General features: G+C 74.1%; 13 protein-coding genes. 9 read left to right on the forward strand and 4 right to left on the reverse strand.

What is annotated here, in order from left to right:
- Window positions 1–652: 652 nt before the first annotated feature.
- Window positions 653–1,939: a tyrosine--tRNA ligase gene (tyrS, locus tag GA0070558_RS22375; protein ID WP_077939448.1), complete on the reverse strand. Its 1,287-nt coding sequence runs from the start codon at window positions 1,937–1,939 to the stop codon at window positions 653–655.
- A 100-nt stretch (window positions 1,940–2,039) separates the two neighbouring features.
- On the opposite strand from tyrS, the gene GA0070558_RS22380 reads away from it, so the two are divergent.
- The 4 genes from GA0070558_RS22380 to GA0070558_RS22395 all read left to right on the forward strand — a co-directional run bounded on the left by GA0070558_RS22380 (window position 2,040) and on the right by GA0070558_RS22395 (window position 4,550).
- On the forward strand, window positions 2,040–2,429 hold the full coding sequence (locus tag GA0070558_RS22380) for a PaaI family thioesterase (protein ID WP_043968077.1): 390 nt from the start codon (window positions 2,040–2,042) through the stop codon (window positions 2,427–2,429).
- Between the two features lie 123 nt (window positions 2,430–2,552).
- Window positions 2,553–3,779: an NRAMP family divalent metal transporter gene (locus GA0070558_RS22385; RefSeq protein ID WP_091283326.1), complete on the forward strand. Its 1,227-nt coding sequence runs from the start codon at window positions 2,553–2,555 to the stop codon at window positions 3,777–3,779.
- Entirely contained in the window at window positions 3,776–4,156 is a 381-nt protein-coding gene (locus tag GA0070558_RS22390; RefSeq protein ID WP_077939446.1) for a hypothetical protein, read from the forward strand. The genes GA0070558_RS22385 and GA0070558_RS22390 overlap by 4 nt, the downstream gene beginning before the upstream one ends.
- Entirely contained in the window at window positions 4,143–4,550 is a 408-nt protein-coding gene (locus GA0070558_RS22395; protein ID WP_091283327.1) for a hypothetical protein, read from the forward strand. Before GA0070558_RS22390 ends, GA0070558_RS22395 begins: the two co-directional genes overlap by 14 nt.
- Window positions 4,551–4,553: 3 nt before the next feature.
- Here GA0070558_RS22395 and GA0070558_RS22400 read toward each other — a convergent pair whose 3' ends face one another.
- The 3 genes from GA0070558_RS22400 to GA0070558_RS22410 form a co-directional block, all read right to left on the reverse strand.
- Window positions 4,554–5,891 carry a hemolysin family protein gene (locus tag GA0070558_RS22400; protein WP_091283329.1) on the reverse strand — a complete coding sequence of 446 codons (1,338 nt, stop codon included), beginning with the start codon at window positions 5,889–5,891 and terminating at the stop codon, window positions 4,554–4,556.
- A 178-nt stretch (window positions 5,892–6,069) separates the two neighbouring features.
- Window positions 6,070–6,699 (reverse strand): hypothetical protein, encoded by a 630-nt coding sequence (locus GA0070558_RS22405; RefSeq protein WP_091283331.1) that lies wholly within the window; start codon window positions 6,697–6,699, stop codon window positions 6,070–6,072.
- 65 nt (window positions 6,700–6,764) lie between these two features.
- Window positions 6,765–7,277: a GNAT family N-acetyltransferase gene (locus tag GA0070558_RS22410; protein WP_228987124.1), complete on the reverse strand. Its 513-nt coding sequence runs from the start codon at window positions 7,275–7,277 to the stop codon at window positions 6,765–6,767.
- A gap of 145 nt (window positions 7,278–7,422) precedes the next feature.
- On the opposite strand from GA0070558_RS22410, the gene ppdK reads away from it, so the two are divergent.
- The 5 genes from ppdK (at window position 7,423) to pflA (ending at window position 15,034) form a co-directional block, all read left to right on the forward strand.
- Window positions 7,423–10,083, forward strand: a complete 2,661-nt coding sequence (gene ppdK, locus GA0070558_RS22415; RefSeq protein ID WP_091283333.1) for a pyruvate, phosphate dikinase — start codon at window positions 7,423–7,425, stop codon at window positions 10,081–10,083.
- Between the two features lie 61 nt (window positions 10,084–10,144).
- Entirely contained in the window at window positions 10,145–10,660 is a 516-nt protein-coding gene (locus GA0070558_RS22420; protein ID WP_091283335.1) for a hypothetical protein, read from the forward strand.
- 248 nt (window positions 10,661–10,908) lie between these two features.
- Window positions 10,909–11,919, forward strand: a complete 1,011-nt coding sequence (locus tag GA0070558_RS22425) for an alcohol dehydrogenase catalytic domain-containing protein (RefSeq protein ID WP_077939440.1) — start codon at window positions 10,909–10,911, stop codon at window positions 11,917–11,919.
- A gap of 32 nt (window positions 11,920–11,951) precedes the next feature.
- A complete protein-coding gene (pflB, locus tag GA0070558_RS22430; protein WP_091283466.1) occupies window positions 11,952–14,198 on the forward strand; it encodes a formate C-acetyltransferase in 2,247 nt (748 codons plus the stop codon).
- Complete coding sequence (gene pflA / locus GA0070558_RS22435; RefSeq protein WP_439709626.1) at window positions 14,195–15,034, forward strand: pyruvate formate-lyase-activating protein; 840 nt, start codon at window positions 14,195–14,197, stop codon at window positions 15,032–15,034. Before pflB ends, pflA begins: the two co-directional genes overlap by 4 nt.
- Window positions 15,035–15,068: the final 34 nt, after the last annotated feature.

Below are 15,068 nucleotides of genomic sequence, written 5' to 3' on the forward strand. Positions count from 1 at the left end.
TCTCCAACAAAAACCTGTTGAACAATCCATCCCGACAACAAAAAGTGTTGCCAAAGGAATCCCCACCAGACCGGCAAAGCCGACCCAGCGCGGGGTATCAAACTACTTGGCACTGGCTTATCAAGCACCCTGTTGAGTTCTCAAAGAACAACCACACACCATCCGAAACCCCCAAACCCGGGGGCCCCATCCGGGGCATTCCGTTCATCCGCACCCCCCGCTTCCGCGCTGGGCACTTTTACTACGTTACCCTCCGGTTTCCGCACTGTCAAACCGGAGAATCCCGATCCGACCCGCTTCCACCCGAATTACAGGCACCACTCAGTCACCGGTTGTCACCGGCTCCACCCGTGGTTTCCGGCAGGCCGGCCGCTGCGGTCTCCCGCACGCTCGCCCGGTTCCCTACCGGCGGTGAACCTTACCCGGTCGGTCTCGCCTCGCCAAATCCGCCCTGCGGCAGATCCGGGGCACCGCCCGGCCCGAATCACGAAGAGTGTTCCCTCTGCGACCCGGTGTTCCATGCCGCGCTCCGGCCTTGGAGGCTTTTCGCCCCGTTTCGCCCGTTCCGCGCTGGCAGAGAGAAAGTTACGCCCCCGACGGATTGGTCGTCAAATCCGTCGGGGGCGTCCCGCGTCACACTTCCCGCGCGCCGCTATCCGCGCAGCTCCACGCCGGCGAACGACTTCTTGCCGCGACGCAGGACCAGGTACCGGCCGTGCAGCAGGTCCGCCGCGGTGGGCCTCGCGTCGACCTCGGTGATCCGGGTGTTGTTGACGTACGCGCCGCCCTCGGCGATCACCCGACGCGCCTCCTTGGCGCTCGGCACCAGGCCCGACTCCCGCAGCAACCCCGCGACGTCGGGCAGCTCGTCGACGTGCACCAGCCCGGCCTCGGTCAGGGCCGCCCGCAGCGTCTCCGGGGTCAGGTCGTCCAGCGACCCCCGACCGAACAGGGCCTGGCTGGCGGCGACGGCCTGGGCCATCTCCCGCTCGCCGTGCACGAGGGTGGTCAGCTCCTCGGCGAGGGCCCGCTGGGCGAGCCGGGCCGCCGGCCGTTCCGAGGTCTCCTTCTCCAGCTGCTCGATCTCGTCCCGCGAGCGGAAGCTGAAGTAGCGCAGGTAGCGGACCACGTCGCGGTCGTCGGCGTTGAGCCAGAACTGGTAGAACGCGTACGGGCTGGTCAGCTGCGGGTCGAGCCAGACGGCGCCGCCCTCGGTCTTGCCGAACTTCGTGCCGTCGGCCTTGGTCACCAGCGGCGTCACGAAGGCCTGGACGGGGCCGGCCCCCCGGCGGCGGACGTAGTCGACCCCGGCGGTGATGTTGCCCCACTGATCGGAGCCGCCGAACTGGAGCTGGCAGCCGTGCCGGCGGTGCAGCTCGTAGAAGTCGTGGGACTGGAGCAGCTGGTAGCTGAACTCGGTGAAGCTGATGCCCGTCTCCAGCCGGGCCTTCACCACTTCCCTGGCCAGCATCTTGTTGACCGGGAAGTGCTTGCCGACGTCGCGGAGGAACTCGACCACCGACATCTCGCCGGTCCAGTCCAGGTTGTTGACCAGCCGCGCCGCGTTCTCGCCGGCGTAGGACACGAAGGGCGAGAGCTGGTCGCGGATGCGGTCGACCCAGCCGGCCACCACCTCGGGCGGGTTCAGCGTCCGCTCGGCGCTCTCCTTCGGGTCGCCGATCTGCCCGGTGGCCCCGCCGACGAGCAGCAGTGGCCGGTGCCCGCCGAGCTGGAGGCGGCGGGCCGTGGTGACCTGCATGAGGTGGCCGACGTGCAGGCTGGCCGCCGTCGGGTCGAAGCCCACATAGAAGGTGGCGCTCCCGCCGTCGAGCAGCGCGCGCAGCTCGTCGAGGCCGGTCGAGTCCTGGATGAGGCCCCGCCACTGCAGGTCTTCGGTCAGGGAGTCCCGCCCGGGCGGCGGGAGGCTGCTGTCGGTCACGGTCACCGATTCTCCCCCATCGCCGGAACCGGCCGGTACCGGGTTTGCCGCTGATCACGGTTGGCTAGGCTGGCCCTCCCTGACGCGAGGAGGAGCCGCCGTGGAGATGCCCGAGCTGACCGGGGGCTTCGTCGCCCTGCTCGGCCTGGAGTTCGACGAGGTGAGCGCCGATCGGGTCGTCATCCGGTGGCGGGTCCGCCCGGACCTGCACCAGCCGTTCGGCATTCAGCACGGCGGGGTGTACTGCGCGGTGGTGGAGACCGCCGCGAGCGTCGGCGGCTCGCTGTGGCTGGGCGGGCAGGGCCGGGTGGTCGGGGTGTCGAACCAGACGGACTTCCTGCGCGCGGTCCGCGAGGGCGAGCTGACGGCCGTGGGGACCCCGGTGCACCGGGGCCGCAGCCAGCAGCTCTGGCAGGTGGAGATCTCCGACGACGCGGGGCGGCTGGTCTCCCGGGGTCAGGTGCGCCTGCAGAACCTCACCGGCGCCTGATCTCGCCGCCGGCAGAGCCGGGCCGGCCCTGCCGACCCGCCGGCCGGATGCCCGGTTCGGGGCTTGAGGGGCTTTCTGCCCGGATATCGTCGCGGCGATGGCACCCGTCGACCCGCGCCCGAGGTGAGGAAGCTCCTCGCCGCGACGCTCGGCGTGCTCTCCGCCGTCGGCGGGTTCGTGGACATCGGCGACCTGGTGGCGGCGAGCCAGGCGGGGGCGCGCTTCGGCATGGCGCACGCCTGGGTGCTGCTGCTCGGGGTAATGGGCATCTGCGCGTACGCCGAAATGGCCGGCCGGGTCGCGGCGGTGAGCGGCCGGGCGGTGTTCGACCTGGTGCGGGAGCGGCTGGGCCCCCGGGTGGCGCTGCTGAACCTGGTGGCCTCCTACCTGGTGACCGTGCTGACCCTCGCCGCCGAGCTGGGCGGCGTGGGGCTGGCCCTGCAGCTGGCCTCCGGGCTGAGTTACCTGCTCTGGGTGCCGGTCGCCGCGGCGGCGGTCTGGCTGGTGCTGTGGCGGATGCGCTTCCAGCTGATGGAGCGGGTGTTCGGCCTGGCGGGGCTGGCCCTGGTGGGGTTCGCGGTGGCGTTGTTCTGGCTGCCCACCGACTGGGCGGCGCTCGGGCGTTCGGCGGCGCACGGCGGCGCGGCGGGGCAGGGCTGGGGGGCCTACTGGTTCGTGGCGGTGGCGTTGTTCGCCTCCACGGTCAGCCCGTACGAGGTGTTCTTCTTCTCCTCGGGCGGGGTGGAGGAGCGGTGGAGCGCCGCCGACCTGGCCGACGCCCGGTCCAGCGTGCTGATCGGCTTCCCGGTGGGCGGCTTCCTCGCCCTGTCGCTGATCGCCACGGCCGCGGTGGTGTACCACCCGGGCGGGCCGTCGCCGGACTCCCTCGCCCAGGTGGCGCAGCCGGCGGTCCTCGCGTTCGGGGCGGCGGGGCTGGCGGTGGCGACGCTGGCGTTCTTCGCCGTCACGTTCGGGGCCGCGCTGGAGACGGGGCTGTCCGCCGCGTACGCCGCCGCGCAGTATTTCGGCTGGCAGTGGGGCAAGTGGGTGAGCCCCCGTGAGGCGGCCCGGTTCCACAGCGTGCTGCTGGTCAGCGTCCTGCTCGGGATGCTGGTGCTGCTGACGACAGTCAACCCGGTGACGCTGACGGAGTACATGCTGGTCCTCAGCGCGGTGGTGCTGCCGCTGACGTACCTGCCGATCCTGATCGTGGCCAACGACCGGACGTACCTGGGTGATCGGGTGAACGGGCCGCTGGCGAATCTGCTGGGGGTGGTGTTCCTGCTGGTGATCGTGGTGGCATCGGTGGCGGCGGTCCCGCTGGCGGTGGTGACGGGGATGGGCCGATGAGGATGCAGCTCGGCCGGCAGCTGCTCGACCGGCAGATCGTCGACCGCGACGGCCGGCTGGTCGGCAAGGTCGACGACGTGGAGTTCGGGGTCGACGCGGACGGGGTGCCGTACGTGGCCGCCCTGCTCACCGGGCAGGGGGCGCTCGGGCAGCGGATCGGCGGCCGGATCGGGCGGCTCCTCGTCGCGGTGGCGGACCGGTTCACCGAGGAGCGGGCGGTGACGCCGCTGCGCATCCCGTACCGGCTGGTGGAGCGGGTGGACAGCGCGGTGCGGCTGCGGGCCTGCCTCGGCGACCTGCCCGCCTCGCCGGTGGAGCAGTGGCTGCGCCGGCACCTGATCGACCGGATCCCGGGGGCGGACCGTGCGGGCGGGTGAGCTGCTCGGCCGCACCGCGTACGACCTGCACGGCCGGCGGCTGGGCCGGGTGGTGGACGTGGTGGTGCGCGGCGAGCGCCCCGACGGGCGGCTGCGGCTGACCGACGTCGTCGTCGCCGGGCGCTGGTACGCCCGGGTCAGCGGGCGGCTGATCGGTGCGGAGCGGCACCCGTCGGGGCCGTGGCTGATCCGTCTGGTCGCCCGGGCGCTGCGCGGCAGCAGCCGTCAGGTGCCCGCCGACGCCGTCCGGTTGGTGCCGCCGGTGCCCGGCTTCCCGTTCGGCGCGGCGCAGCCGGAGCAGCCAGAGCAGCCGGAGAGGCCGGAGAGGCCGGAGGGGCCGGAGGGGCCGCCCGCACCGCCGGACGGGCCAGCGGGACCGGCCGGGCCGGGCTGAGGGTCAGCCCCGGGCCGGGTCGAGGGCGGGCTCGGCGTCGGGCTCCGCGTCGGCGTCCGGCTCGGCGGGGGCGGCCACGCGGCGCAGCCGTACCGCCGTGATGGCCCGCTGGTCGATGTCGGCGACCTCCACGGCCCAGCCGTCGATGGTGACGTCCTCCCCCGGCACGGTGGGGATGTGCCCCAGCAGGGTCAGGACCAGGCCGGCCACGGTCGTGTAGTCGCCGGCGGGGCGGCCGGGCAGCTCGACGCCGACGTCGACGAGGTCGTGGACGGGGAAGGTGCCGGGCAGCAGCATCGCGCCGTCGGCCTCGGTGCGCACGGCGCGCACGTCCCGGTCGGTCTCGTCGTAGATCTCGCCGACGATCTCCTCGAGGATGTCCTCCAGGGTGACGATCCCGTCGACGGCGCCGCGCTCGTCGACGACGAGGGCGATGTGCTGCCGTTCCGCCTTGAACTGGCGCAGCGCGTCGACGACCGGCAGCGAGTCGGGCAGCAGCATCGGCGGGCGGGCGCACTCGTCGACGGGCCGGTCGTCGGGCACCCCGACCAGGTCGCGCAGGTGGATCACGCCGACCGCGTCGTCGAGGCCGCCGTGGCGCACCACCGGCGCGCGGGAGTGGCCCGTGGCGGCCAGCACCAGCCGCGCGGCGTCCGCCGTGGTGCCGCTGTCGAGCGTGAAGACCTGCAACCGGGGTACGAGCACCGCGCGCAGCCGCCGGTCGGCGATCTCGACCGCCCCGGCGATGATGGTCCGCTGCTCCTTGGTGAAGCCGTGGTTGCCGGCGACGATGTCGCGCAGCTCGTCCGGGCCGATCTCGTCCGGCTCGTGCTTGGGGTCGAGGCCGACGAGGCGGACCACCAGGTCGCTGGTCGCGCCGAGGGCCCAGACGGCGGGGCGGGTGAGGCTGGCGAGCAGGTCCAGCGGGCGGGCCACCAGCAGCGCCCAGCGCTCGGCGGCCTGCATGGCGATCCGCTTGGGGGCCAGCTCCCCGAAGACGAGGGTGACGAACGTCAGCACCAGGGTGACCAGCACGATGGCGGCCGTCTCGGCGGCGGAGCCGAACACCCCGAGCAGCGGCACGAGGGGCTTGGCCAGGGAGACCGCCGCGGCGGCCGAGGCGAGGAACCCGGCGAGGGTGATGCCGATCTGAATGGTGGCGAGAAAGCGGTTCGGGTCCTTGGCGAGGCGGGCCAGCACCCGGCCGGCCCGGCCGCTGCGTTCCAGCCGTTGGACCTGGCTGTCGCGCAACGAGACCAGCGCCATCTCGCTGCCGGCGAAGATCGCGTTGAGGACGACCAGGACTCCGACCAGGGCCAGTTGGCTCCAGTAGCTCTGCACGCCCGGTTCTCTCCCTCGCTCCGACGGCCCCGGTCGCGACGACCGGTGGCGCCGCCCGGCGGGCCCGGGCCGGCGTAGGCCCCTCTGTGCCCCGTCGGCGGGTCGGCGAATCCTCCCGCCGGCCGGCCGGGCGGTCGCGGGCGGCGGGCCCGCCGGTCGGCCGACCCGTCCGCGCCGGTCAGGCCCGGTCGGCGGCGGCCAGATCGAGCACGTACGCGTCGTCCTCGGCGCGGAAGCCGAGCCGGTGGTAGTAGGGCGCGACCATGCCGGGCGGGCTGACCACCCGACGGAACCCCCGGTCGGTGAAGAGGCTGCTACGCCGGTAGACGAACTCGCCGGGGGCGAAGTCGCGGAACGGCGGGGTGACGTAGTCGAGGTCGACCTGGGCGGTGTCGCCCTCGGCGTGGGAGAGGACCACCCCGACCACCTCGTCGGCGCGGACGACCAGGAACGCGGAGCGGCGGGCGGTGTGCTCGCCCCAGTGGAAGCCCGGGTTGAACCGGGCGATGTCGGCGGCGTGCACGCGCAGCGTGTGGGCCAGGAACTGGTCGTCGACGCCGACCTCGACCACCTGGTACGTCTGCTCGTCGTGCCGGGTGGCGAGCATCTTGCGCAGGTACCACACGTTGATGACGGCGAGCACGACGTTCAGCCCGACCATCGGCCACACGGCGAGAGCGGTGTTGTAGCCGATCAGCACGAGGCAGCCGACGAGGTTGAGTGCGCGCAGCCGGAGGATGCGCGCCTGCAGCAGGGACCAGACCAGCAGCGCCGAGCCGGTCCAGCCGATCAAGTCCAGCCAGTTCACCCCGCGAGACTAGTGCCCGCCCAGCTCAGGCCGGCTGTGGGGCGGTGCCGGGCGGGTGCCGGCGCTCAGGCGGCCAGTTCGAGGACCCACTCCTCGACGACGGCGCGGCGGCCGTTGGCGTACCCCGAGTCCTCGCCGACGACGACGAAGCCGCACTTGCGCAGCACCGCGAGGGAGGCGGCGTTGTCCTTGGCGGCGCGGGCGCGCACCGGGCGGCGCGGCAGCTCGGCCAGCAGGGCGGCGAGGGCTCCGGTGGCGTGGCCGCGGCCCCAGCGGGCCCGGTCGATCCAGTAGCTGACCTCGGTCTGGTCGTCGACGGGGAAGGCGGCCACGTGGCCGACGACGGTGCCGTCGACGGTGACGGTGCGGGTGACGATCGCCGGGTCGGCGCGGATGCGCCGCCAGTGCGCCTCGAACGCCGCCCGGTCCGCCGGGTCGACGGGGCCGAACGCCGCCACCCAGTTGGCCTGCGCATCCTGCTCGAAGGCGAAGAAGTGCGGCAGGTCGTCGTCGCGCACGGGGCGCAGGCGCACGGCCTCGCCGGTCGCGGCGGGCGGGCGCAGATCCTCGGCGGTCACGCAGGCAGGGTACCGGCGGGGTCCGACAGGCCGGGACCTCCGGCCCGGCGGTCGTTCCATCCGGCCCTGTCGGCGGCCCGGCGCGGCCCGCTACCAAGGAGGGGGACGACGTTCCCGCACGGTAGCGGAGTGGAGGGCCGACGCCATGCTCAAGTACGTCTACGACTTCTTCGAGGGTGACCGGAGCCGGGCGGACCTGCTGGGCGGCAAGGGGGCGAACCTGGCGGAGATGACGCGGCTCGGGCTGCCCGTGCCGCCGGGCTTCACGATCAGCACGGCCGCCTGCCGGGCGTACCTCGCGCAGGGTGCACCGCCGGCCGGCCTGTTCGACGAGGTGAACGCCCACCTGCGGGAGGTGGAGGCGCGGCTGGGCCGGTGGCTCGGCGACCGGCACGACCCGCTGCTGCTGGCCGTGCGCTCCGGCGGCCGGTTCTCGATGCCGGGGATGATGGAGACGATCCTCGACATCGGGCTCAACGACGCGACCGTGGGCGGACTGGCCGCGCACAGCGGGGACGAGCGGTTCGCCTGGGACTCGTACCGGCGGTTGATCCAGATGTTCGGCCGGACGGTGCACGGGGTGCCGGCCGAGGAATTCGAGCGGGAGCTGGCGGCGGTGCGGGCGGCGGCCGGGCCGGGCCGGCCGGGTGCGGCGGCGCTGCGCGACCTGGTGGAGACGTACAAGAAGGTGTACGCCCACCACGTGGGGCACGACTTCCCGCAGTCCCCGCACGAGCAGCTCTACCTGGCCATCCGGTCGGTCTTCGAGTCGTGGAACGCCGACCGGGCGGTGCTGTACCGCCGCCGCGAGCACATCCCGGACGACCTGGGCACGGCGGTCAACGTGATGGCGATGGTCTTCGGCAACCTGGGCCCCGACTCGGGCACGGGGGTCGCGTTCACCCGCGACCCGGCCACCGGCGCGCCCGGGGTGTACGGCGACTACCTGCCCGACGCGCAGGGCGAGGACGTGGTGGCGGGCATCCGCAACACCGTCGGCCTGCCGGAGCTGGAGCGGATCGACCCGGTGAGCTTCCGCCGGCTCACGGAGATCATGCGGACGCTGGAGCGGCACTACCGGGACCTGTGCGACGTGGAGTTCACCATCGAGCGCGGGAAGCTGTGGATGCTGCAGACCCGGGTCGGCAAGCGCACCCCGGCCGCCGCGTTCGTGATCGCCGCGCAGCTCGTCGACGAGGGCCTGATCAGCGCGGACGAGGCGCTGCACCGGGTGAGCGGAGGGCAGCTCGCGCAGCTGATGTTCCCCGGCTTCGACCCCGACGCCGCGCCCGTGCCGCTGGCCACCGGCGTCGGCGCGTCGCCCGGTGCCGCCGTGGGGCGGGTGGTGTTCGACTCCGCCGCCGCGGCGGCGGCCACCGAGCCGGTGATCCTGGTGCGGCGCGAGACCAACCCCGACGACCTGCCCGGCATGATCGCCGCGCAGGGGGTGCTGACCTCGCGGGGTGGCAAGACGTCGCACGCCGCGGTGGTGGCCCGGGGCATGGGCCGCACCTGCGTCTGCGGGGCCGAGGCGGTGCGGATCGACCCGGAGCGCGGCGAGTTCACCGTCGGCGACCGGGTGGTCCGGGCCGGCGACGTGATCTCCATCGACGGCAGCACCGGCCGGGTGTACGCCGGGTCGGTGCCGGTGCGGCCCTCCCCCGTCGCCCGCTACCTCGCCGGTGAGCTGTCGCCCGAGGCCGATCCGCTGGTCGCCGCCGTGCACCGGCTGCTCGGCCACGCCGACGCCGTGCGCCGCCTCGGGGTACGCGCCAACGCCGACACCCCCGCCGACGCCCGGCGGGCCCGCGCGTTCGGCGCGGGCGGCATCGGGCTGTGCCGCACCGAGCACATGTTCCTCGGCGAGCGCCGCGAGCTGGTGGAACGGCTGATCCTGGCCGACGCTCCGGCGGAGCGGGACGCGGCCCTGGCGGCGCTGCTGCCGTTGCAGCGGGCCGACTTCGTCGGCATCCTCGCCGCGATGGACGGGCTGCCGGTGACGATCCGGCTGATCGACCCGCCGCTGCACGAGTTCCTGCCCCCGCTGCACGAGCTGACCGCCCGGGTGGCCCGCGCCGAGGCGCTGGGCGAGGACCCGGGGCGCGACGGGGCGCTGCTGGTCGCGGTGCGCCGGATGCACGAGGCGAACCCGATGCTGGGGCTGCGCGGGGTGCGGCTCGGACTGGTCGTGCCGGGGCTGTTCGCGATGCAGGTGCGGGCGGTCGCCGAGGCGGCGGCCCAGCGGCGGCGCGACGGCGGCGATCCCCGGCCCGAGATCATGGTGCCGCTGGTCGGCGACGTGCGGGAGCTGACCGCGGTGCGGGTCGAGGCCGAGCGGGTGCTCGCCGGGGTCGAGGGCACGCCGGAGATCCCGATCGGCACGATGATCGAGGTGCCCCGGGCGGCGCTGACCGCCGGGGAGATCGCCGCCGAGGCGCGGTTCTTCTCCTTCGGCACCAACGACCTGACCCAGACGGCGTGGGCGTTCTCCCGCGACGACGTGGAGGGGGCGTTCTTCGGGGCGTACCTGGAACGCGGGATCTTCCCGGTCTCCCCGTTCGAGAGCATCGACACCGCCGGGGTGGGGCGGCTGGTCCGCCTGGCCGTGGCCGAGGGTCGGGCGGCCCGGCCGGAGCTGACCGTCGGCGTGTGCGGCGAGCACGGCGGCGACCCCGACTCGGTCGAGTTCTTCGCCGAGGTCGGCCTCGACTACGTCTCCTGCTCGCCGTACCGGATCCCGATCGCCCGCCTGGCCGCCGGACGGGCCGCGGTGCGCCCAGCCGACGCGCCGTCCGACAGCCGTTGACCCGACGACGGCTGTGCTGACCCGGCAGCCGCTGACCCGACAACCGAACGGAGGTCGCGCCATGACCGCGATCCTGAACGCCACCGGACCCGCCCCGCTCTCCCCGCCCCCGCGACCGCCGTCGTCCGCTGCGCAGCAACCGGCGGCGCAGGCACCGGCGGCGCTGCCGTCGTCGGCGCAGGCGTGCCCGGAGGCCGGGCAGCGGTCCGGCGGACAGGTCGGGCCCGTGCTCGTCCTGCCCGGCACGTCGCCGGCGGCAGTGGTGCCGGTGGCCCGCGACGGCCGACCGGTCGGCGCGTTCGTGCTCGCCGGTGGGCGGGTGCGCTACCGCGCGCTGGTCGACCCGGACCAGGTGCTCGCCGCGGCGGCCGGGGCGCTGGCCGTCGGGCTGGTCACCGCTGCGGTGGCGGTGGTGGCCGGCCGACGCCGCCCGCCGGCCATCGGCACGGTGCGGATGGGACCGGGCGGGTGGGTGAGCCTGCGGGGCGTGCGTGCCCCGGCCCTGCGCTCGACCGCCCCCCGCCCCTGGTGGGCCCACGTCCTACGCGCCCACCGCCTCCCCGCATCCCCCCGCTGACCCGCTACCCCGCTGTCCCGCTGATCCGGGTGGCCCCCTGGTTCGGTGATCAAGAGGTTTGCGTCAGGTTTCGCCCCGGCCATGACGCAAACCTCTTGATCACCCGGCGAGGGCGGGGGGGGTGGGCGGTGGAGCGGGGTGGGTGGGGGGGCGAAGGTCCTGGGTGGGGTGGTCCGGGGACTCTGCCTTCGGCGGGGCGGGCGGAGCAGATTGAGGGTGGAAGCGACAACGGAGCTGGGAGGCCCCCGATGCGTGCGAGTGTCGTCACCGCGTTCGACCGTCCACTGGAGATGTTCGACCTGCCCGTGCCGGAGCCGGGCCCGGGCGAGATCCTCGTCCGGATCGAGGCCAGCGGCCTGTGCCACACCGACATCCACGCCGCGCGCGGCGACTGGCCGGTCAAGCCGAACCCGCCGTTCGTCCCCGGGCACGAGGGCGTCGGCATCGTCGAGCGGATCGGCGCGGGGGTGACCGAGCACGCCGTCGGCGACCGGGTGGCCCTGCCCTGGCTCGGCTGGGCGTGCGGGACCTGCGCGTACTGCGTCACGGGGTGGGAGACGCTGTGCGAGTCGCAGCGCAACACCGGGTACGCCATCGACGGCGCGCACGCCGAGTACGCGGTCGCGTCGGCCCGCTACGCCGTGGCCGTCCCCGCCGGGGTGGAACCGGCCGAGGCGGCCCCGCTGACCTGCGCCGGCGTCACCACGTACAAGGCGGTGAAGGTCGCCGGGGTGCGGCCCGGCGACCGGGTGGCGGTCTTCGGCATCGGCGGCCTGGGCCACCTCGCCCAGCAGTACGCGCAACTGTTCGGCGGCGAGACGGTCGCCGTCGACGTCACCGCCGAGAAGCTGGCCCTCGCCGCCTCGCTCGGCGCGACGCACACCGTCGACGCCGCCGACGTCGACCCGGTCGAGGCGATCACCGCGCTCGGCGGGGTGGACGTGGCGATCGTGCTGGCCGCCGACCCGCGCGTCGTCGAGCAGGCGCACCGCTGCCTGCGCCGCGGCGGCCGGCTGGTGCTGGTGTCGCTGCCGAAGGACAACGAGGTCACCCTGCCGGTCTTCGAGACCGTGCTCAAGGGCATCACCGTCATCGGCTCGATCGTGGGCACCCGCGCCGACCTGGCGGAGGTGTTCCGGCTGCACGCCGCCGGCCGCACCCATGTCGCGTACGAGGTGCGCAAGCTCGACGAGATCAACGAGGCGATCGAGGACGTGCTGGCCGGCCGGGTCGCCGCCCGCCTCGTGCTCCAGCCGTGACCCGCCACCTGACCGACCGGAAGGACACGACGATGACCGGCACCGAGCACATCCGCGACCCGTGGCGGGGCTTCGCCGAGGGGGCGTGGCGCACCACGATCGACGTGGCGGACTTCGTGCGCCGCAACCACGAGCCGTACACCGGCGACGCCGGCTTCCTCGCCGGCCCGACCGAGCGGACCCTGGCGGTCTGGGGACGGCTCACCGACATGTTCGGCGAGGAGCGCCGCCGCGGCGTGTACGACGTCGACGCGGCCACCCCGTCCACGATCACCGCCCACGCCCCCGGGTACATCGACGCCGACCGGGAGCTGATCGTCGGGTTGCAGACCGACGCGCCGCTGCGCCGGGCGATCATGCCGGCCGGCGGGCTGCGGATGGTCGAGACCGCGCTGCGGGCGTACGGCTACGAGCCGGACCCGGCGGTGCACCGGATCTACACCCGCTACCGCCGGACCCACAACGACGCGGTGTTCGACGCGTACCCGTCGGACGTCCTCGCGGCGCGGCGCTCGCACATCATCACCGGCCTGCCCGACGCGTACGGGCGGGGCCGGATCATCGGCGACTACCGGCGGGTGGCCCTGTACGGGGTGGACCGGCTCGTCGCCGAGCGCCGGGCGCTGAAGGCGGCCCTGGACGACCGGCCGTCGACCGACGACGTGATCCGCGAGCGGGAGGAGCTGGCCGAGCAGATCCGCGCCCTCGGCGAGCTGACGCAGATGGCCGCCGCCTACGGCTACGACGTCTCCGGCCCCGCCACGACCGGCCGCGAGGCGATCCAGTGGCTGTACTTCGCGTACCTGGCCGCCACGAAGGAGCAGAACGGCGCGGCGATGTCGCTCGGGCGGACCGCGAACTTCGTGGACGCCTACCTGCGGCGGGACCTCGCCGAGGGGCGGCTGGACGAGGCCGGCGCGCAGGAACTGGTCGACGACTTCGTGATCAAGCTGCGGATCGTGCGGTTCCTGCGCACCCCCGAGTACGACCAGCTCTTCTCCGGCGACCCGACGTGGGTCACCGAGTCCCTCGGCGGCATCGGCGCCGACGGCCGGCCGCTGGTGACCCGCACCAGCTTCCGCTACCTGCAGACCCTCTACAACCTGGGGCCGGCACCGGAGCCGAACCTGACCGTGCTGTGGTCGCCCCGGCTCCCCGAGGGGTTCAAGCGGTTCTGCGCCCAGGTGTCGCTGGACACCAGCGCCATCCAGTACGAGAACGACGAGCTGATCCGGCCCGCGTACGACGACGACACCGCGATCGCCTGCTGCGTGTCGGCGATGCGGGTCGGCAAGGACATGCAGTTCTTCGGGGCGCGGGCGAACCTGGCCAAGGCGCTGCTGTACGCGATCAACGGCGGCCGGGACGAGCTGACCGGCGACCAGGTCGCCCCACCCGCCCCGCCGGTCGGCGGCGAGACGCTCGACTACGACGAGGTGCTCGCCGCGTACGACCGGACGCTGGACTGGCTGGCCGAGACGTACGTGGACGCGCTGAACGTCATCCACCACATGCACGACCGGTACGCCTACGAGCGGCTGGAGATGGCGCTGCACGACCACCCGGTGCACCGGTTCATGGCCACCGGGGTCGCCGGGCTGTCGGTGGCGGTGGACAGCCTCGCCGCCATCCGGTACGGCCGGGTGAAGGTGCTGCGCGACGCCACCGGGCTGGCCGTCGACTACGCCGTGGAGGGCGAGCCGCCCACGTACGGCAACGACGACGACCGGGCCGACGAGATCGCGGTGTGGCTGGTGGAGACGTTCGCGGAGAAGCTGCGCCGGCAGCGCACCTACCGCGACGCGGAGCTGACCATGTCGGTGCTCACCATCACCTCGAACGTGGTGTACGGCAAGCACACCGGCACCACCCCCGACGGGCGGCGGGCCGGCGAGCCGTTCGCCCCCGGCGCGAACCCGATGAACGGGCGGGACACCCACGGCCTGGTCGCGTCGGCGCTGTCGGTGGCGAAGCTGCCGTACGGCGCGGCGCGCGACGGGATCTCGTTGACCGGCACGGTGACCCCCGACGGGCTGGGGCACACCCGCGACGAGCGGATCGCCAACCTGGCCGGGGTGCTCGACGGGTACGCCGACGCGGGCGGGTTCCACCTCAACGTCAACGTGCTGGACCGGGCGACCCTGCTCGACGCGATGGCCCACCCGGAGCGCTACCCGCAGCTCACCGTCCGGGTCTCCGGATACGCGGTGAACTTCGTCCGGCTCACGCCGGAGCAGCAGCGCGACGTGGTGTCCCGCACCTTCCACGGTTCGCTGTGACCGGGCCGCTGGCGACCGGCCGGGCCGGCGGGGCGGGCGCCCCGCCGGCCGGGGCCGCGCCGCTGCCGGCACGGGCCGGGCGAGGGCCCGCCGGGGACGGGCGGGAGCTGACCGGGGCGGTGCACTCGTGGGACCTGTCGATCGGGGTGGACGGCCCCGGGACCCGGTTCGTGGCGTTCCTGGCGGGCTGCCCGCTGCGCTGCCGGTTCTGCCACAGCCCGGACACCTGGTACCGGCGCAGCGGCCGGCACCAGACGGTCGACGAGCTGATGGCTCAGGTGGAGCGGTACCGGCGGTTCATCTCGGTGGCCGGCGGCGGGGTGACGATCAGCGGCGGCGAGCCGCTGATGCAGCCTCGGTTCACCGGCGAGGTGCTGCGCCGCTGCCACGCCCTGGGCCTGCACACCGCCCTGGACACCTCCGGCTTCCTCGGTACGCGCGCCGACGACGCCCTGCTCGACGCCACCGACCTGGTGCTGCTGGACGTCAAGTCGCGCGACCCGGCGACGTACCGGCGGGTGACCCGCACCGGCGAGATCGCCCCGACCCTGCGCTTCGGCCGCCGGCTGGCGGCCCGGGGCACCCCGATCTGGATCCGGTTCGTGCTGGTGCCCGGCCTCACCGACGCGCCCGACAACGTGGCCGGGGTCGCCGACTTCGCCGCCGAGCTGCCCAGCCTGCAACGGGTGGAGGTGCTGCCGTTCCACCGGCTCGGCGCACACAAGTACGCCGAGCTGGGCCTGACGTTCCCGCTCGCCGACACCGAGCCGCCCACGCCGGAGCTGCTGGACCGGGTACGCGGCCAGTTCGCCGCCCGGGGCCTGACCGTCAACTGAGCACCCGGCAGTCCCGGGACGGCGGCCCGCCGGG

Source organism: Micromonospora haikouensis (genome assembly GCF_900091595.1).
Classification (GTDB): Bacteria; Actinomycetota; Actinomycetes; order Mycobacteriales; family Micromonosporaceae; genus Micromonospora; species Micromonospora haikouensis.